General features: G+C 44.7%; 22 protein-coding genes and 1 pseudogene. 4 read left to right on the plus strand and 19 right to left on the minus strand.

Going from position 1 to position 18,477, the window contains the following annotated elements:
- Nucleotides 1–86: 86 nt before the first annotated feature.
- The 12 genes from ICN23_RS01650 to ICN23_RS01700 form a co-directional block, all read right to left on the minus strand.
- The gene (locus tag ICN23_RS01650) at nt 87–614 is read right to left on the minus strand and encodes a hypothetical protein (RefSeq protein ID WP_216230625.1); all 528 of its coding nucleotides are present in this window, start codon (nt 612–614) and stop codon (nt 87–89) included.
- A 132-nt stretch (nt 615–746) separates the two neighbouring features.
- Nucleotides 747–1,124, minus strand: coding sequence for a carboxymuconolactone decarboxylase family protein (locus ICN23_RS01655; protein ID WP_068324166.1), 378 nt, complete (start codon nt 1,122–1,124; stop codon nt 747–749).
- Between the two features lie 168 nt (nt 1,125–1,292).
- A complete protein-coding gene (locus ICN23_RS01660) occupies nt 1,293–1,913 on the minus strand; it encodes a DUF6803 family protein (RefSeq protein WP_216230626.1) in 621 nt (206 codons plus the stop codon).
- Nucleotides 1,914–1,982: 69 nt separating this feature from the next.
- Nucleotides 1,983–2,336 (minus strand): hypothetical protein, encoded by a 354-nt coding sequence (locus ICN23_RS01665; RefSeq protein WP_216230627.1) that lies wholly within the window; start codon nt 2,334–2,336, stop codon nt 1,983–1,985.
- A gap of 81 nt (nt 2,337–2,417) precedes the next feature.
- Complete coding sequence (locus ICN23_RS01670) at nt 2,418–3,056, minus strand: cytochrome b/b6 domain-containing protein (protein ID WP_216230628.1); 639 nt, start codon at nt 3,054–3,056, stop codon at nt 2,418–2,420.
- The gene (locus ICN23_RS01675; protein WP_255532672.1) at nt 3,053–3,511 is read right to left on the minus strand and encodes a diheme cytochrome c; all 459 of its coding nucleotides are present in this window, start codon (nt 3,509–3,511) and stop codon (nt 3,053–3,055) included. Before ICN23_RS01675 ends, ICN23_RS01670 begins: the two co-directional genes overlap by 4 nt.
- A gap of 7 nt (nt 3,512–3,518) precedes the next feature.
- The gene (locus ICN23_RS01680) at nt 3,519–3,917 is read right to left on the minus strand and encodes a DUF1924 domain-containing protein (protein WP_216230629.1); all 399 of its coding nucleotides are present in this window, start codon (nt 3,915–3,917) and stop codon (nt 3,519–3,521) included.
- Between the two features lie 127 nt (nt 3,918–4,044).
- Complete coding sequence (locus ICN23_RS01685) at nt 4,045–4,914, minus strand: NAD(P)-dependent oxidoreductase (RefSeq protein WP_255532673.1); 870 nt, start codon at nt 4,912–4,914, stop codon at nt 4,045–4,047.
- A gap of 75 nt (nt 4,915–4,989) precedes the next feature.
- Entirely contained in the window at nt 4,990–5,115 is a 126-nt protein-coding gene (locus ICN23_RS09970; protein ID WP_255532674.1) for a hypothetical protein, read from the minus strand.
- A 91-nt stretch (nt 5,116–5,206) separates the two neighbouring features.
- The gene (locus tag ICN23_RS01690) at nt 5,207–5,599 is read right to left on the minus strand and encodes a VOC family protein (protein WP_216230631.1); all 393 of its coding nucleotides are present in this window, start codon (nt 5,597–5,599) and stop codon (nt 5,207–5,209) included.
- Between the two features lie 14 nt (nt 5,600–5,613).
- Complete coding sequence (locus ICN23_RS01695) at nt 5,614–6,549, minus strand: hydroxymethylglutaryl-CoA lyase (RefSeq protein ID WP_216230632.1); 936 nt, start codon at nt 6,547–6,549, stop codon at nt 5,614–5,616.
- A 70-nt stretch (nt 6,550–6,619) separates the two neighbouring features.
- On the minus strand, nt 6,620–7,813 hold the full coding sequence (locus tag ICN23_RS01700; protein ID WP_216230633.1) for a CaiB/BaiF CoA-transferase family protein: 1,194 nt from the start codon (nt 7,811–7,813) through the stop codon (nt 6,620–6,622).
- A gap of 112 nt (nt 7,814–7,925) precedes the next feature.
- Between ICN23_RS01700 and ICN23_RS01705 the strand changes: the two genes are divergently transcribed.
- The 4 genes from ICN23_RS01705 (at nt 7,926) to ICN23_RS01720 (ending at nt 10,301) form a co-directional block, all read left to right on the plus strand.
- Nucleotides 7,926–8,828 carry a LysR family transcriptional regulator gene (locus ICN23_RS01705; RefSeq protein WP_216230634.1) on the plus strand — a complete coding sequence of 301 codons (903 nt, stop codon included), beginning with the start codon at nt 7,926–7,928 and terminating at the stop codon, nt 8,826–8,828.
- Between the two features lie 83 nt (nt 8,829–8,911).
- Nucleotides 8,912–9,148 (plus strand): hypothetical protein, encoded by a 237-nt coding sequence (locus ICN23_RS01710; protein WP_216230635.1) that lies wholly within the window; start codon nt 8,912–8,914, stop codon nt 9,146–9,148.
- 78 nt (nt 9,149–9,226) lie between these two features.
- Nucleotides 9,227–9,652 carry a universal stress protein gene (locus ICN23_RS01715; protein WP_216230636.1) on the plus strand — a complete coding sequence of 142 codons (426 nt, stop codon included), beginning with the start codon at nt 9,227–9,229 and terminating at the stop codon, nt 9,650–9,652.
- Nucleotides 9,653–9,764: 112 nt separating this feature from the next.
- Nucleotides 9,765–10,301, plus strand: a complete 537-nt coding sequence (locus tag ICN23_RS01720) for an isochorismatase family protein (protein WP_216230637.1) — start codon at nt 9,765–9,767, stop codon at nt 10,299–10,301.
- A gap of 26 nt (nt 10,302–10,327) precedes the next feature.
- Here ICN23_RS01720 and ICN23_RS01725 read toward each other — a convergent pair whose 3' ends face one another.
- From ICN23_RS01725 to ICN23_RS09980, 7 genes and pseudogenes are all read right to left on the minus strand, one after another.
- Entirely contained in the window at nt 10,328–10,651 is a 324-nt protein-coding gene (locus tag ICN23_RS01725; RefSeq protein WP_216230638.1) for a P-II family nitrogen regulator, read from the minus strand.
- Nucleotides 10,648–13,743, minus strand: coding sequence for an efflux RND transporter permease subunit (locus ICN23_RS01730; protein ID WP_216230639.1), 3,096 nt, complete (start codon nt 13,741–13,743; stop codon nt 10,648–10,650). The genes ICN23_RS01725 and ICN23_RS01730 overlap by 4 nt, the downstream gene beginning before the upstream one ends.
- Before the next feature lie 4 nt (nt 13,744–13,747).
- On the minus strand, nt 13,748–15,094 hold the full coding sequence (locus tag ICN23_RS01735; RefSeq protein WP_216230640.1) for an efflux RND transporter periplasmic adaptor subunit: 1,347 nt from the start codon (nt 15,092–15,094) through the stop codon (nt 13,748–13,750).
- On the minus strand, nt 15,091–16,356 hold the full coding sequence (locus ICN23_RS01740) for a TolC family protein (RefSeq protein ID WP_216230641.1): 1,266 nt from the start codon (nt 16,354–16,356) through the stop codon (nt 15,091–15,093). The genes ICN23_RS01735 and ICN23_RS01740 overlap by 4 nt, the downstream gene beginning before the upstream one ends.
- 294 nt (nt 16,357–16,650) lie before the next feature.
- Nucleotides 16,651–16,983 (minus strand): hypothetical protein, encoded by a 333-nt coding sequence (locus ICN23_RS01745; protein ID WP_216230642.1) that lies wholly within the window; start codon nt 16,981–16,983, stop codon nt 16,651–16,653.
- 158 nt (nt 16,984–17,141) lie between these two features.
- Entirely contained in the window at nt 17,142–17,747 is a 606-nt protein-coding gene (locus ICN23_RS09975) for a universal stress protein (protein WP_370624774.1), read from the minus strand.
- Nucleotides 17,730–18,398, minus strand: a pseudogene (locus tag ICN23_RS09980) (TerC family protein); the annotation flags it as partial. The pseudogene ICN23_RS09980 and the gene ICN23_RS09975, both read right to left, overlap by 18 nt.
- Nucleotides 18,399–18,477: the final 79 nt, after the last annotated feature.

The following is an 18,477-nucleotide window of genomic DNA, read 5'->3' on the forward strand; positions in this document are numbered from 1 at the left end:
TTAATCCGTTGGTCGCGAGTTCGAATCTCGCCCAACCCACCAGTTATACAAAAGCCACCTTCGGGTGACTTTTTCTTTTCTTCAATTTAAGGGGCAACCCATTGTTTTTTTAAGACCCGTCTAACTATTGGATCAAATGTAGAGAGCGGCTCACTTTTGTAATTGGGGTCAAAAGAAATTTCGTCGTACTTGGCGCAAAACTCTACCGTTTGCTCATAGGCAGGATCAGACTTGTATTGATCACGTTGATTGGGATCTACGCCAATCTTGTCACCATAAAAATATGTCTGGAATAAGCCATGCTGAACCAGCATCCAATAATTATTTCTAGAAATAAAAGGATGCAAAATTGAAGCGATCACCTCGCCATGATTAAATGGCGCCAAAGGCTCTGCAATATCATGGAATAGAGTCACTACGACATACTCATCATCGCGGTTGTCACGTAAGGCTCTGGTGGCAGCCTGGAGGCAATGGTCTTTACGTGTAATGTTATAGGCGGTATCTTTGGCTAGATCTTCCAACAAAGCATAAAGTCTGTCAGGAAGATTTGCCAAGGCTCTTTCGTGAACCCCGTTCATGACCTCAAAGTCAGCCGCAGTTCCTTGGTCCATTCTAGTGAAGTGCATTTTTTCCATGAGCGGCCTTTCAATCAATAAAATTAATAATTAGCAATATACCTAGATTCATATCTTCTGGGGAATTTTCGGTAGATTCATTCAATACCACCCCCAGTCGCCTCTTCTTCAAATCCCCATCTCTTTAAACACTTCCTTAGCCACGCGGAAACTATCAATAGCTGCAGGGACACCGCAGTAAATCGCTACTTGCATAAATACTTCGCGGATTTCTTCTTTAGTTATGCCATTGTTGATGGCACCACGAACGTGTAATTTCAATTCATGCGGACGGTTTAAGGCAGCAATCATTGCTAAGTTTAAAAAGCTGCGGGTTTTTCTCTCAAGTCCAGGTCGATTCCAGATTTCATTCCAGCAATACTCTGTGACCAACTCTTGCATTGGCATATTAAAGTCATCTGCATTTTTTAATGAAGTCTCTACATATTCAGCTCCCAAAACCTCTTTGCGTGTTTTTAGGCCTTTTTCAAATAGTTCGCGGTTCATGTGTTCTCCTATGTTTATCGATGAATTTAAAAACAATATACCCTAATCAAAGCAATCCTTTTACACGGAAAGCGGCAGCCATGCTGTACATAAAAAAGCCCCCAAACTTGCATTCGGGGGCTTTATTGAGAAATCTCATCTCCTTATTTCTATCGAAGCATCCAACTATTAGTGCTTATGGCTTTGCTTTCCCATGGGCATTGGAGAAGAGGATGCGCTTCCATTAATCATTTTTTGATGATCGCCCATCATCTGTTGGTGCATGGCGGGATCACAATGCTCATAGTCTTTTAATCCACCCATTTGATGAGTGTCGGCACCCTTATAACCAAGAATACTAGGGTCAGCCATGCCGGCAATCATAGCGATATGCCCAAACACCAGGAATAGAGCTACACATATCGCATGGATTTTCAGTCTACCCATTTGATCAAGCGCCTTATTAACAAACCCTAACTCTTGCAAGGCGATCCAAATTAATGGCAAGCCAGCAATCACATAAGTAAATACTGCAATGACATCAATCATCGTTCTCCACTCACCTGCTTTAGTAATGGGAATGATGGCATTGGTCACAATGTAGTAAATGATGCCAATAAAGTAGATGCCTACTGCTATCCCCGCAAATCGATTGAGGTAATAGACTGCCCCATCAAACTTACGGGTAAACAGTAGATATAACTCCGTAATGGCTAAGGTCTCAGCCAAAATGACCGGGATAGCCATAAAGATAATTAAATTCCAAGGCTGGTTAACAGCCAATAACTCCATGTAGTGAGTCATGTTCATTGTATTTCTCCAAAATAGGTGTGTGACTAGATGTCACAGATCAAGCTATGCGTGATGCAAAAAAATAGCTTAGGCTTTTGGAGGCTTATAGATGTAATTGATCATCGACTGAAGCGCCAATGAAGAATAATTTAAGGCGGAGCTTGCAGTGAAATCCACTGGGATCATTATTGCCATGGGTGCAATAAAGACCAATCCCAAGCAACATTGATAGCTATCTCCGTTACAAAGCGGCTTGCTATTGCTATCCGATGTATTGCTAGCCACTTCATCACAATGGTGTGCTGAGTTATCAACTGCAGCAACTTGATGATGGGCCTGGGAAACTGATGATTGAGAAGCAGGTTGCTCAATAGGCATCACTGCCGCATGAATCAAGCTGGCAAATAAGCTAAAGCAAAGAGCGATACATATCTTTCTCATTCTTTGATTCTATGCCTATTTGGTAGTTTTGTCGCTTGAGTAATATCGTCATAGCAGGCAGATAGAAGATCTATTACTCGCTTACTGGGTCAAACTAGGAACGGCTCCAGTAAGAATCACATAAAAACAATAGGCTGATCCCAGGATAAGCAACAGCCCAATCAAATACTGAGGAAACCGAATGGCTTGTTCAGGTAAGCCCTGTTTTTTGCCGGTCACCATTGATCTGACTAGATTCTCTTTTTGCAGCAAGCTCATGATGATCGCAGCAGCAATGTGGATGACAACTGCTGCTAAGGCTAAGCTAGCAATCGCTTCATGTGCTTCACCCATCAAATCTCCCAAAAACTCCTTCACACTGAAGTAGCCTGTGAGACCGATCAATAGAATCAGCAGCATGAGACCAACCATCACAATGCCGCCTACTGGATTATGCCCAACCGTGTTGTGCGGGTTGCTACTCAATAATCCCTTAGCATGACTCATCATTTCTGCTGGGCCCTTAAGAAATTGGGTAAAGCGCGCATATCGTGTGCCTATGAAACCCCAGACCACTCTAAAGATCACCAAAACGCATGCTGAATAACCAAACGCGTAGTGAATCATCTGTAGGCGCTCGCTCTCAGAAGTTAGCCATGCACCAGCAAAACAAATAACTAATAGCCAATGAAAAACACGCGTGGGGATATCCCACACTAAGATGGATTGTTTATTACTCATTTAGCGGGAATGGAAATACTTTTTTCGCTGAAGATACCCTCAGCTGCTGTGGTGTGACAGGCTCCGCAGTTGGCCGCGCTCTTAATGCCTGCCCTTTTCCAGACATCGGCTTTGATCTCATCATGCTCACGAATAAACCAGGGTGTTTTGGTAATGCGATTGTCTGGCGCCACTACGTTATATTTTTGTTTAGTGGCGGCATTCTTCTGCAGCCAGGATGAGATTTCTTTTTGATCCTTTGCGTCAAGACTTGCATCAGCCCCGAAATGTTTATTCAGTCCGCTCATGACGTTTTGCCAACTCTTCTCGCCAAGCAATCCTGGAGGGTAGGCCATATGACAACTAGCGCATTCAGACTCATAGGATTTGGGCGCATCAGATGGCATGGGCATCTTCGCTGCTATAGCTGGTGTAATTGCCAAAATAGCCATCATTAACGTAAAAAGTTTCTTCATTGGTATCTCACTTAACCGTCATTAGCCAGGCAAGGACATCTGCTTTTTCTTGAGCAGTGCAGTCACGCCCCAGGACATCATTACAGTTCCGCTTAAACCACTTATCCGCTTTCGCTTCGTCAGTAAAGCGCGCTGGATTAGCATTGGGGGATAAAGGCTTAATGACCTTGCCAGTCACAATGTGCTTAGTGTCGTGATTCGGTGGATTGTCATGGCAGGAAGCACAGCTCCACTCTTTGCCATGCTTCGCATTGAAAAACTGCTCACCTCTGACTGGGGAAGCTTTGCCAGATTGCGCTTCATAGGTCTTTAAAAGCTCCTGCGGAGTAGCTGCCTGTACTAGTCCGCTCAAACCCAAAGTTAAAGCTACTGTTAAAACTCTTAATATCGTTAATTCTGTTCTCATCCCTCAAGTATGCGCTCTTAAGATGACCGCCCAGAATACATCAGGAAATTACTCGGGTTTAGTAGGGCCCAGTAAAAAGCCACCCGAAGGTGGCTTTATTAAGCAACTAGGCACTGCTCAATCTAACTTACTTGATGTAGCGTGTATAGATCACTTGCGTACCATCACGTGAGCAACCTTTAGCAACCAATTCATCGTAGAGCTTCTTCGCTAAGGCTAAGGCAGGCAATTCTAATTTCACTTTGTCGGCCTCTTCCAATGCGATACCTAAATCTTTCAAGAAGTGCTCTACATAGAATCCTGGAGCATAGTCACCAACAATCATCTTCGCACCCAGATTGAGCAACTGAAAGCCAGATGCAGCACCGCCACCAATCGACTCCATCACCGTCTCAGGATTAAGACCTACTGATTTAGCGTAACCCAGACCTTCACCCACGCCCATGATGGTTCCAGCAATCACGATCTGGTTACACATCTTGGTATGCTGTCCAGCACCAGGGCCACCCTGCAAGACCACATTGGCACCCATGATTTTTAGAATCGGGAGCACTGCGTCAAAGTCAGCCTGCTTGCCACCAACCATGATGGAGAGCTTGGCATTACGTGCACCAATATCACCACCAGATACAGGTGCATCCAAACTATGGCAGCCACGCTTTTCTGCTTCATCGGCAATTTTCTTAGCCAAGGATGGGCTAGAAGTTGTCATATCAATGAGATAGGCATTCTTGGCGCGATCCAAAATATTACCAGCCCCGAAGTACACTTCTTCAACATCAGATGGGTAACCCACCATCGTGATGATGACATCAGACTCAGCAGCAAGATCACCAATGGTGTCAAACCACTTGGCACCCTTAGCCACCAAACCATCAGTCTTAGCTTTTGAGCGATTAAATACATTTAAAGGGTGGCCAGCAGCCAATATATGCCCCGCCATGCTTTGACCCATAATGCCAAGGCCAATAAAGCCCACTCTTAACTTATTACTCATTGATGTCATCCCTTAGTAGTATTTTTAGGTAATTTCTATACCTGCTAATTATATTGTTCTACTGGGAATTCGTGTTTATTCATCCCAAGGGAATCGAGCACGTGATAGCTCTTCCATGATTTCACGTTTACTGAGATTTTTCTTTCGGGAGTCGTAAGAGCTCACTTGAGCCTCATCTACTTTTTTTGGGGGTTCTGGCAAAGAACTCTCCTTTTGGAGCTCTTCCCCATCTTTAGAGTCTCTTTCAGAATGATTGGTCATAACTCAGTATGCAATATTGATTTATAGGCAATTAGATTAACTCAGAAATTTCAATCAGGTTTTGATCTGGATCTCGCACATATACCGAGTTAATCTTTTGTGTCGCACCAGTGCGTATTACTGGGCCTTCAATAATGGGCCAAGCTTCGGCTTTGAGTTGTTCAATCACCTTTGTCAATGGGCGATCAGCAATAAAACAAAGATCTAATGCTCCAGACGTCGGAATATCGGCCTTAGGCTCAAACTCTTTACCCTTAATGTGTAAGTTGATTTTTTGATTTCCGAACTTAAATGCCTTGCGCTCTACTGGTGGTGTACCGCCAATAAAAGATTCCAATTTCATACCCATGACTCGGGTATAAAAATCTACGCACTCTGCTTCCTTGGCAGTGGTGAGTACTAAGTGATCTAAATGGTCAATCATGATCTATCCCCTATTTATTGAGCGCGACGTAATTCATCTACGTAACTTGGCTCTGGATGCAATGTGTAAGTACTACCTGCCTTAGCCACTTGGCCAGGAACCTCATGCCCGACAATCTTTGGCAACTCTTTTGCGAGCTGTAACAACTTAGGAATGTTCATGCCAGTGTCATACCCCATGGCATCAAGCATATGAATGGCATCTTCACTGGAGATGTTGCCGCTGGCTCCAGGTGCATATGGACATCCACCTAAGCCACCTAAGGAACCATCAAAGCGGACAATGCCAGATTGCACTGCGGCCAGCACATTCGCTAAACCCATTCCTCGAGTGTTATGAAAGTGCAAAGTGAGCTGTAGATTAGGAAAACGTTTTTGCAATGCCTCGCTCATCTTTTTCACTTGCTCAGGATTGGCCATTCCCGTTGTATCGCAAATGGTTAGCCCTCTCACGCCCAGATCGGCAAAGCGTTGTGCAAATTTCTCAACTACCGTTTGAGGAACTTCGCCTTCCATGGGGCATCCAAAGCAAGTTGATAGCGAAACATTAATAGGCGTTCTGCCGTCAACATATTGAATGACTTCGGCGAGTCCGGCAAAGCTTTTTTCTCTACCCATTCTGAGATTAGCTAAGTTATGTGTCTCAGATGTAGACATGACAAGATTGAATTCATCGGCTTTAGATTCAAAGGCGCGTTCTGCACCTCTTAAATTAGGAACTAGCACGGTGTACTCGACTCCCGGTACTCGTTTAATACGACCCATCACCTCTTCAGCGTCACGCAGCATAGGAATTGCCTTGGGAGAAGTAAATGAGGTCACTTCAATTTTGGCAAAACCACAATCACTGAGCTCATTGACTAACTTCACTTTGTCATCGGTCGGAATAAAGTGAGGCTCAATCTGAAAGCCATCTCTGGTTACTACGTCATTAAAATAAATTCTGGTCATATTTTTCTCTTTGCTTATCTATTTCTTCATTGCTTTTTGGTTTTTGGTTTTTACTTTGTTTTTTGTTCTTTTATTTCGTAAATGCAATGCCGCGCTCTTTTAAAGAAGCGACCTGATCGTTGGTTAGGCCGATACTCTTTAAGATCTCATCAGTGTTCTGACCAATATCCGGAGCAAGCGTCTTAATGGATCCTGGTGTGCGAGATAGCTTGGGAATGACCCCAGGCACATCAAGCTTCGAGCCATCTTGCATCTGAATAGTCTGAATATTCTCTCTGGCTTTGTAATGTGGATCGCTAGCGATATCAGCAACGGTATAAATCCGCCCCGCCGGCACAGCCATTGCATCGAGAGCCTCTAATGCCTGCGCAGTGCTTACTGTTTTAGTCCATTCACCAATTGCATGATCCAACTCAGCTACTCGCTTCACGCGACCATCGTTATTCTCTAATTGCGGATCATTACCCAAATCATCGCGGCCAATCACAGTCATCAAGCGTTTGAAAATACTATCGCCGTTCCCAGCAACCAATACGTAGCCGCCGTCTGCGCACTGATAGGCGTTGGTTGGAGCTATACCTGGCAAGGCACTGCCTGCTGCCTGGCGCACTTCACCAAACGCACTGTACTCAGGTAGGAGGCTCTCCATGCAGTTAAATACCGCCTCATATAAAGCGATATCAATAATTTGACCTTTGCCACTATTGTGTCGCTCTTGCAGCGCCAACAAAATACCAATCACGCCATGCAAAGAGGCCAAGGTATCGCCAATACTGATGCCTACACGAACTGGCACCCTGCCAGGCTCAGCAGTGAGGTGACGTAAGCCACCCATGGCTTCCGCTACAACACCAAAGCCCGGTTTATCCTTATAGGGACCAGTCTGACCGTAACCGCTAATACGAAGAACAATCAACTTCGGATTGAGCTCAAGTAATTTTTCCGGATCAAGACCCCAACCTTCCAATGTTCCAGGACGAAAGTTTTCAATTAACACATCAGCTTCTTTAACTAAAGTTCTAACAATGTCCTGCGCTTCTATTTGCCTTAAGTCCAAAGAGAGGGAACGTTTATTGCGTGACTGCACTTGCCACCAAACAGATGTGCCATCTTTTAATAGTCGCCACTTACGCAATGCATCTCCAACTTTAGGTGGCTCGATCTTAATGACATCGGCCCCAAAATCTGCCAATGTTTTAGCGGCAAATGGCCCAGCAATAAGCTGCCCCATTTCCACCACCTTTAACTTTGCTAATGGCTCCATTACTTCCCCTCAAATCGGTTTTATAGAAAGTTACCCCTCTTCAATAGAGCTGAAAATTGCTATTTTGAGGTCTAACCTTCTCATTTTGCGAAGGTATGGGTAGAATTACCCCATGAAATCGCCGCTAAACCCCGCCAGAGTTGACTTTGTTACCCTAAAGCTCTTCTGCGCCATTGTTCAATCTGGCAGCATTACCAAGGGCGCGAATGAGTGCAACCTAGCCCTGTCAGCAGCCAGCAGACGGATATCTGAGTTTGAAGAAACTGTCGGTATGGCGCTTCTGGATCGATCCGTCAAAGGTGTCACCCTGACGCATGCAGGCCACGCCGTAATGCAACATGCTTTGCGCTTGTTTCAGGGTTTTGAGCAACTCAGTAATGAATTGAGTGAATACTCCAAGGGCATTAAGGGTCATGTAAGACTTTGGGCCAATATGTCCGCCTTAACGGAGTTTCTGCCATCCGCTTTAGCAAGCTTCTTAAAAGACTATCCAGAAATACAGGTTGAAGTGGAAGAGCAACTCAGCGGCGATATCGTAAGAGCACTCATGGATGGTATTGCGGATATTGGTGTATTTGCTGAGGGCCCCATTACCACGGGATTAGAAACTCACATCATGGGCAAAGATCAACTGGTAATTGCCTGCAGTAAGGATCATCCTTTAAGTAAAAGAAAAAGCATTTCATTTGAAGAATGTCTTAAATATGATTTTGTAGGACTCAATCGAGGCAGCTCACTTCTTGAGCTCACTTCACGTAGCGCCGAGAAATTAGGCAAGCAAATGAGTTTACGTATCCAGGTTCGTAGCTACGATGCTATGTGCCAGATGATTGCTGTCAATCTAGGAATTGGTGTGTTACCTATTCAGGCATGCGCTGCTCAAATCAAGGCTATGGGCTTGAAGACTGTTGAATTGGGAGATGCATGGGCAAAACGCAACTTATTAGTAGCGACCAAGGCGGGAATTAACCATTCTCCGGCAACCAAACTACTCAGCCAGCACCTGCTGGGGTAATAGAGTTCCTTGTAAATGCTTGAGTGAATTTATCAAGCGCTTATTTTCAGGGCGCTGCCATTAAATAGGCATAAGATGAAGTCATGACCATTCTTTTGTTATTGCTCTCTCCCGCACTATTTGCCTTATTTTGGATCATCCGCTTTCAGATCTGTAGTGCTCGTCGTAGACGTCTCGTGGACACTTATGGCATTGACTCCAAAAAGCTCAGAAAGTTGAGCTGCAAGGAGGTCACCAAACTCCGCAAGCAGATCCAAACGCTGGAGGAAAAGCAGGATACCCATGGACTTGAATCGATTGTTCGGCCATACAGGCCATAAAACAGCCCACAATCATTGTTGGCATGCTCTATTTGACTTAAACTGAGCAAAAGTAATTTAAATAAAGAAAGGGTAAAAATGAAAGTACTACTTCCTGTGGATGGCTCTAAATCCTCATTGAACGCCGCTAAGTATGTTGCCAAAATGGCAAAGAACTCTCGCAGCCCGGTTACAGTCACTTTGGTTAGCGTCCATGACGATATTGGTCTTGGCCACGTTAAACAATTCGTAGCTAAAAGCGTAGTTGATGACTACCTACGCGAAGTAAGCGAAAAAGAGTTAAAGCCAGCGCAAAAAGTATTGGATGCGGCTGGGGTTAAACACAATATGGCTATTAAACGTGGTCAGATCTCAGCAGAGATCATTGCCCTAGCCAATAAAGATAAAGTAGACATGATTGTGATGGGTGTTAAAGGTCGCAGCGGTATTTTGGATGTTCTAATTGGTTCAGTTGCTCAGCGTGTTTCTAGCTCAGCAAAGCAACCTGTTTTATTAGTAAAGTAATTTCTGCTTGTTGAATGTCTAGCTTAGTTGGTCGCCAGTGGCGACCAACTGCACTGACCGCACCATTCATCTACAGCGCTAGCCCCTCAAGAAACTCTTACGCGCATAGCAGATGGTGAAAATCTCCCCAATCCGTTCAACGCTTGTTTTCATTGACTTACAAAGTCGATTAATGCCCGCTATTCATCTAGGGGAAGATGTTCTCAAACAATGCATCAGGATCGCTCAGATCGCCAAGCTATTAGACATCCCCATCATTGGCACTGAACAAAGCCCCCAAAGCCTGGGTCACAACGTTGATGCAATTACCCAATATTGCGAAACGACAGTAGCGAAAGAGCATTTTGATGCTTGCCAAGACGGACTAATCAATGCGCTATCCAAAAATAGAGAGCAGCTGATTTTGGCGGGATGTGAGACTCACGTATGCGTCATGCAAACTGCTCTAGAACTCTTGCGACAGAACTTTAAGGTTTCGATTTTGGTTGATGCAATTGGCTCACGTCGCTCTCTTGATCGAGATATTGCTTTGCATCGACTTGGTTCGGCCGGAGCATCTCTTCTCACGGTTGAGATGCTGGCTTTTGAATGGCTAGGAAGTGCCTCTCATCAATCATTTAAAAAAGCATTAGAGATTATTAAATCGTAAGCTTAGGTTTGATTGAGTCGGTCGATTTAGCCAGTTGACTTAGCAATAAAGAATGCTTTTGGTACTGGAGTGCACCACACGACACCATCACCCACTTGGCCCGTCTGACATACTGTGACGATACGATCCATAAGTACTTCAGCAGCTTCATCATTGCAAATAATCTCTACTCTCACTTTTGCTGAGTAGTCAGTTAACTCATCTTTGATATTCGCCTTACTGGTTTTTGAAGGCGCGCTACAGCCCTCTACCTTAGTAACTGTCATCCCCGGAAACCCAGGAGTCTCCATGAGAGCTGTTCTGAGAGCAGGTAATTTATTTGGGCGAATCACCGCCTTGACTTCCATCATGCTTCCACCTCTTTATCTTCAAACCATCTATACAGGACAGGCAATACCAATAAGGTCAAGGCTGTTGAGGTAATTAAACCTGCAATTACCACGGCCGCCAAGGGTCGAGTCACCTCTGAACCAGGGCCTCCAGAAAACAGCATAGGAACCAGCGCAAGCATTGCTACTGAAGCCGTCATCATGACTGGTCTAAAGCGATGACCGCAACCATGAAGCAAAGCATCTTCCATGCTGTATCCGTCTTCACGCAGCTGCTTAATAAAGGAGATCAAGACTACGCCATTAAGCACAGCGATACCCCATAAATTAATAAATCCTACCGCCGCTGGAACCGATAAATACTCGCCAGTAATAAACAAACCAAATACACCGCCAATCGATGCAAATGGCAGAACCAAAATAATGAGGCCCGCCAAACGTATCGACTTAAACAACATAAATAACAAGAAGAATATTGCCAAGACCGTTAAAGGAATGATGATCATGAGGCGTGCCATCGCTCTTTGCATGTTTTCAAACTGACCACCCCATTGCAAGGTATAACCCTGGGGCAATTCCACATTCTTCGCAATCAACTCTTGAGCTTCTTTTACAAAGCCGCCCAAATCACGACCCTCAACGTTCACACCCACTACAAGGCGACGTCTACCGGACTCGCGAGAGATTTGGGCCGGGCCTTCTACCAAGGTCACTTCAGCCAAGTCTCGCATCAATACCTGTGCCCCGTCAGGTGAATGCAAAATAATATTTTCGATTGCATCTATATTATTTCTATAGGAACTCGGGTAGCGCAGTACCAAGGGGAAGCGACGCTCTCCCTCGTAAATAGTGCTGGCCTGCTTACCGCCAATTGCCGTTTCAATCACTTCATTCACATCTGAAACATTAATGCCATAGCGTGCAATCGCATCACGATCAATTTTGATGTTGAGATAGTTTTGACCAGAGGCTTGCTCAATACGTAAATCGTTACTACCTTTCATCTTGGTCAAGATTTGACCAATTTGCGAGCCCAGCTTTTGCAAGACAGGCAGCTCATCACCAAAGATTTTGACCGCTACTTGCGAGCGCACACCAGATACCATCTCATCCACCCTAGCTGCAATCGGCTGAGAAATTGCTAACTCAATTCCGGGTAAAGTTTTGAGTTTTTCACGAATTTGTTGTGCAATTTCTTCCTGGCTCAGATCTCGATCACCTAAAGGTTTGAGTGTCACGATTGGGTCTGATTCATTTGGCTGACCCGGATCTGCTGGTGACTCGCCTTTACCCAGTCGAGATACCGCCATCTCTACACCAGGAATAGTCATGATGCGTTTAATTGCCTCAAACTCTAATTTAATAGACTCGTCTAAAGAAATATTGGGCGCACGGACAATCACTGGCGTAATGGAGCCTTCTTGCATCACCGGAATAAATGCTTTACCAAGCAATACAAATCCAACCATGCTAATACCTAGTGCAATGATGGCGCGTTTGACTACTAATTTAGGATTTGCCAAACACCAATGCAACCAGCGCTCATATGGTGCGCGCATTTTTTTGACGATCTTCGTATCGTCCTCGCCACCACCCTTCAAAATATAGGAGCACAGGACTGGCGACAGTGTGAATGACAGAATCAAAGAGATGGTTAAGGCGATAGCAATCGTAATCGCCATCGGTGCAAACATCTTGCCTTCCATACCCTCAAGCGAAAGTAGCGGCATAAAGACCAAAATAATGATGCCAACACCAAAGAGCACCGGTTTACCAACTTCAGATGCCGCTTCCAAGATGATCCTGTTTTTGGATTCGCCGCTTTTGAGACGCTCGCCTAATTCGGCAAACGTGTTTTCTACAACCACGACAGAGCCGTCCACCATAATGCCAATCGCGATGGCAAGACCACCCAAAGACATCAAGTTTGCTGAAATACCATAGCGATTCATCACCAAAAAGGTTAATAGTGGCGTCAGCAGCAAGGTGGCAACCACAATTAGTGATGAGCGCACATCCCCCAGGAAGAGGAAAAGCAAAATAATGACCAGAATGACGCCTTCAACCAAAACTTTTGCCACATTAAACATGGCGGCATTAACTAAATCTGTGCGGTCATAGAAAGGCACAATCTGCAAGCCATCTGGCAACAGCTTACCTTCGTTAATTTCTTCAACCTTGAGCTTGATGCGATTCACTACATCTCTTGCATTACCACCACGAATCATCTGGATAATGCCGGCAACACTTTCGGTATAACCATTCTTAATGGCAGCACCCTGACGAATCTCGCTGCCAATCGTAACTTCAGCCACGTTCCTCACGTATACCGGAATACCTTTCACTTCTTTCAGAATAATCTTGCCAATATCTTCTGGCTTAGTAATCAGACCTAAACCACGAATGAGGTAACGCTCTGCATATGTTGGTAACTGACCACCACCAGAGTTGGCGTTATTTCTTGCAAGCGCTTGATAAACCTCTTGCAAACTAATTTGATAATGGCGTAAGCGCTCAGGATTCACCAATACTTGATATTCTCTGGCATAACCACCTTGCGTATTAATTTCAGCCACCCCAGGAATAGAGCGGAGCATCGGACGCACAATCCAATCTTGTACAGCACGGCGATCAGAAAGCTCATCCACCGATAACTCACGATGACGATCTGATGGGTGATCTAAAGTGTACTGATATACCTCACCTAGACCTGTGGATGGAGGGGCTAAAACAGGCGTGATGCCAACTGGCATTTTGGAGGCCACTTCAATCAGTCGCTCTGTTACTAATTGACGGGCAAAGTAAATATCAGTTTTTTCTGTAAATACTAAAGTAATAACAGAGAGGCCATTGCGGTTTAAAGAACGCATTTCTGTTAAACCTGGTAAACCAGTCATCGCTAATTCAACTGGAATTGTGACAAAGCGCTCTACCTCTTCTGGCGATTTTCCTGGAGCCTCAGCAGCCACCTGAACCTGTACGTTGGTGACATCCGGAAATGCATCAACGGACAATCGTTTAGTAGCTAATAGTCCAGCAACAAGCAATACGATGGCAATAATGACCACCAATAAGCGCTGCTGTAACGAGAGACGAACAATTCTTTCAATCATTTACTTATCCGCCACTAAGCTGACGCTTACGCTCTGTGTTTAAGTGATAAGCACCTTCAATAGCAATCTCTTGGCCTTCTTTGAGTCCTGAAATCACAGGGCGATAGCCTTTGCCTTCTGGACCAAGCTTAACGGGGACCATGCGATAAGTATCATCATCTAGCCTCACGAAAACGTGATCATGATTATCTTCGCGAACAATAGCGCCCAAAGGCACTACTAATTTATCCACCGGCTGACTCTCAATCAACATGGTTGCCAACATGCCAGGTTTAATTTGCCCTTCTTTATTTGCCAGCTCCATCCGTACCACCACAGTACGGGTTTGTGGATTAACAATCGAATCTACATGAGCGACCACACCTTCAATATCTTGATTGCGCAGCGCTGGAATAATGACAGAAGCTTTTTGACCCTTACGGATTAAATATGAATTACTTTCTGGCACCTCAGAGATTGCCCAGAGCGAGCTGAGATCAGCAACGGTAAATAAGGCGTCAGCAGGTTGCACTACCTGACCTTTATTAATCTTGCGCTCTACAATTTCTCCAGGAATTGTGGCAATCACATTATTAATAGATTCAATCACACCCGATTTAGCAAGTCGGTCGATGCTTGCTTGATCCATGCCCTGCACTCGCAATTGATCATTGGCGGCACGGAACTCTGCTTTGGCGCTACTCGCCTCAGCTTCACGCCTTTGCAACTCAGCCAGAGCAATCACGTCCTCTTTATAAAGAATTTTTGCACGATTGGCAGCTTGATCAGCCAGCTGACTGGCGCTCTTCGCTTTCAAATACGAAAGTTGCGACTGAGTCAATTCAGTAGAGGTAATTTTTGCCAAGATATCGCCCTGCTTCACGATCTGACCAGGTACGGCCAGAATCTCTGAAACTCGGCCAGTAACGTTAGCGCCAATTCGAGAAAGATAGAGCTCATTAAAATCAATTCGACCTGAGGCGCGCAACTCCTCAACAAATGGAGACACTTGAGCTTTGCCGTCCGTAATCATCTTATGCAAATCTTCATTGACGATAACCACATTGGGATCTTGCACAGATTTAATGGCGGGACTTCTATCAAATACGTTGAAGTAATTTAGAACAATGATGAATGCGCAGAACCAAGGCAGATAAAACAACCCACTTTTAAACCATGATGGGGATTTGTCATAGCGACCAGTAATAGCAGGCACATGCTCGCCAAGCCATTGATGGGCCTGAGCATATAGCTGGTTTTGGGTCTGAATAACTTGGCCGAATAATTCCTTTGAGTGGAATTTAATCTTTCGGACCAAAAAGGTTTTCCAGACCTTGATCTTTTTCAGAATCGCCGCTAACTCTTGGTTCATTGCATTCCACTTTCTATCTTCGCAAGCCACTCAGGACTTGCTCTTAATCTTTGGATCTCAGTGACTACAGAAGCTAAATCAAAACGTGCCTTAATCAAATCATTTCGTGCCGCCCGAAAGGTTCTTTGGGCATCCAAATACTCCAACATGCCGCGCTCACCATAGCGATAAGACACCTCAGCAATCCTTTGCGCACTGCCCGCCAACTGCACTACTTCCTGACTTAAAACTTTTACTTGGTAGCTAGTCATTTGATATAGCTTGTAAGCCGTTTCCATCTGCTGATCCAAGGTTTGGCTTTGCGCATTCAATTGATTTTTAGCTTTGGAAGCATTTGCTTCTGCCTCAGCAATCTGTCCACCCTTGAAGTCCCAAATCGGAATGCTTACTTGCAAACCATAGAGACGATCAGTAAAGTTTGGGTCATTGTATTGAGAGGCTTTGAAAGCTAAACGAGGTAAGCGAGAATTTTTTTCAAAGCTCAACTTAGACTCGGAAGCCTCTACTTCTGCTTTTGCCTTTTGCAGTTCTGGGCTCTGGCTTTGAACCTCATTCAATAGCTGAGTTAGTGAAGGCAACACCTCAGGCTTTGGTTGCTCTGCTATCACCGTGTAATCTGCAGGCAACTGATGACCCACCGCTTGGCGCAATTGACTACGAGCCTGCTCTACCCGCAACTTACTAGACTCCGCTGTAATTTGTGCGTTAAGAAATTCAGTTTGCACCCGAATCAATTCAAAGCGCGCTGTCTCACCAACGTCATACCGAATTTGCATACGATCCCGAATCTGCTTCGTGAGACTCATATCTTCTTCTGCGGCTTTTTGCTCTGCTTCACGGCGCATTAATTCATAAAAGCGCTGTTGAACTCTGGAAATCGTCTCGACCTCAAATGCAACACGTGTTGCCTCGGCTGCGCGTAAATTTGCTTCCGCTGCATTCACTCGAGGGAAGCGGGTGTAAGGCATATCCAATGGCTGAGTAACCGCCCATGAAGACACGCTGCCTACTGTCAAAGGGCCCGTAGCGGATCTTTGCTGACCAGTACTGATCTCAAACTCTGGGTTTGGGATGGCTCTTGCAGTAGATAACTGTCCTTTAATCGCCTTGGACTGATCTCGGGCAGCCAAGACTTGAGGGCTGGACTCTAAAGAGATGGAAATCAAGTCGTTAATAGTGAATGACTTTTTAGATTGTGCGCTGACATTTGCCACCATCAGGGTGCTAACAAAAGCAATCGCTATCCATCGGTACCGCGTCATACGCCCAACTTGCAAAGAGTCTAAACGCAAATTATCCAACCACCCATGTGGAAGAGCAAGGAAATGGCCCCAATTTGGGGCGCAAGAGTGCAAAACAATGCCAGAACGAAAGATTTTGAGATGGAAAGTCAATATTTAGCCATTTAGAAAATAGTAAATGGTCTTGCCTTAAAAATTACTCACATACCGGGCTTGAAGGCCGTAATGACGATATGTGAGACCCATTGCTGGGCAGGCTACTCCCCGTTTATTCATCTTATTAGATCACAGTTAGCAATAACACTCTGTTCGCACTCACGCATACACATGGTTAGAGAGGCGACCATATTTTTGAGCCTTATGAAGCGCTTTTTGCATGTGCTTATAAACCTTCTTTAAGCCCATCTCTAGCGCAGTTCTTCGGTCTCTGGCGGTAAAGCTCACCTCTATCTGACGATTATCAAAAGTTTGCAATTCAATAATGCAGTTTTGATTACAGCCTGTTTTTGCCTGGGCCACAGAGGAATACTTCACTTTAATTTTTCGCACCAACCAAAAGAGTCGCTTGAGAGAAAATTTCACGCGATTCTCAGTGAAGGTTTTGAATTCTGGCTCGATTTGTTCTTTTGCTTCCAATATGACATTCATGTCTCGTCTCCTTAGTTGAACAACATAGGTTTAATATAAGGTGATCTTTAGTCTTAATAAAGCAGATATTAATTGATTTTAATTCTGTTTTTTACTGAGTATTAGCCTAAAAAAATGCCCTCGGGTAGAGGGCATAAAGAGAACCGCAGGTTGTAAAACTAGTCAATCACAGCTGCCATTAAGGCAGTTGCTGCACCCGCCCCTAAGGCAGGGATGCCCCAACGCTCGAGCGTAGATAAAGACTTGCCAGTCACTACCTCAACAGGAATATCACTGATTTCCAGTAATTTTGCTGTCGTCGAGTTTTCAAATAAGCGGCTGAGCGTATTTTTCTTAGAGGTTCCAATCACAATTCGATTGCAATCTAAGCGCTGCGCTTCATCTCGTAAAGCCTCTCCCTTATCGCCAGTCACATATGTAAAGGAGAAATTCACGCCTGCTTTTTCTAGAAATTCGGATGCTGACTTCGCCGCAGTTTTAGCGCGCTCTGCTTGCCACTCGTTGATTGTTTGCTTACTCAAAAACTTACGTATGTGCGTATACAGGGTAGGCTGCACATTACAGATATGAAACTGTGTTTGACGATCGTTGCCATACATGTTCACCGCATGTTTTATGGCCATCAAAGCATTATTCGAATCATCAACCGGGATGAGAACTTTATTCATTACTTCACCTCCTACGTTATTAGACTGCTTATCGGATACTTCTGTATCAACTACAGCTGGCGCAATTGTCTCCTCCAACGCCAACCTACTCTTCATGAAACCACCAAACAAAACACCAAATATCACAAGGGCTTGGACGGCATACCCAAATGCAGGGTTTTGGAATAACTGCATTTCCTTAACTATCGGCTCTGACATCATCATTTTGGCCGCAGTCCATGCCAATACGCCAGCACCTATATAAGTGATCGATGGATAGCGTTCAACCAACTTCAGAATTTGTGTTGAACCCCAAATTACGATTGGAATACTAATGAGCAAACCTAATACAACCAATACATAGCTACCATGAGAGGCGCCAGCCACAGCCAAGACGTTATCTAGACCCATAACTGCATCAGCAATCACAATGGTCTTCATTGCACCCCAAAAACTAGTAGAGGCATTGTTATGACCACCATCTTCATCTTTTGCAGGGGTTAGAAGCTTGTAAGCAATCCACACTAGGAGCAGGCCACCAATCAACATCAAGCCCGGTATCTTAAGTAGATACACCACTACCAGCGTCATTGCGCTTCTCACTGCAATTGCACCAACCGCTCCCCAGACAATCGCTTTCTTTTGCAAATGGGCTGGCAAATTTCTGGCGGCCATCGCAATGACGATAGCGTTATCGCCAGCCAATACCAAATCAATCACCACAATTGCTAGTAGTGCCGAAAAAAACTCAGGGCTAAATAGTTCCAATTGAATACCTCTATCTGTTTAAATTAAATAAGCAGCACATGAAATGCCATGACTAACTATGGGGTTAATGTAGGCTTAT

The sequence above is a fragment of the Polynucleobacter sp. MWH-Jannik1A5 genome, from assembly GCF_018881795.1.
Classification (GTDB): domain Bacteria; phylum Pseudomonadota; class Gammaproteobacteria; order Burkholderiales; family Burkholderiaceae; genus Polynucleobacter.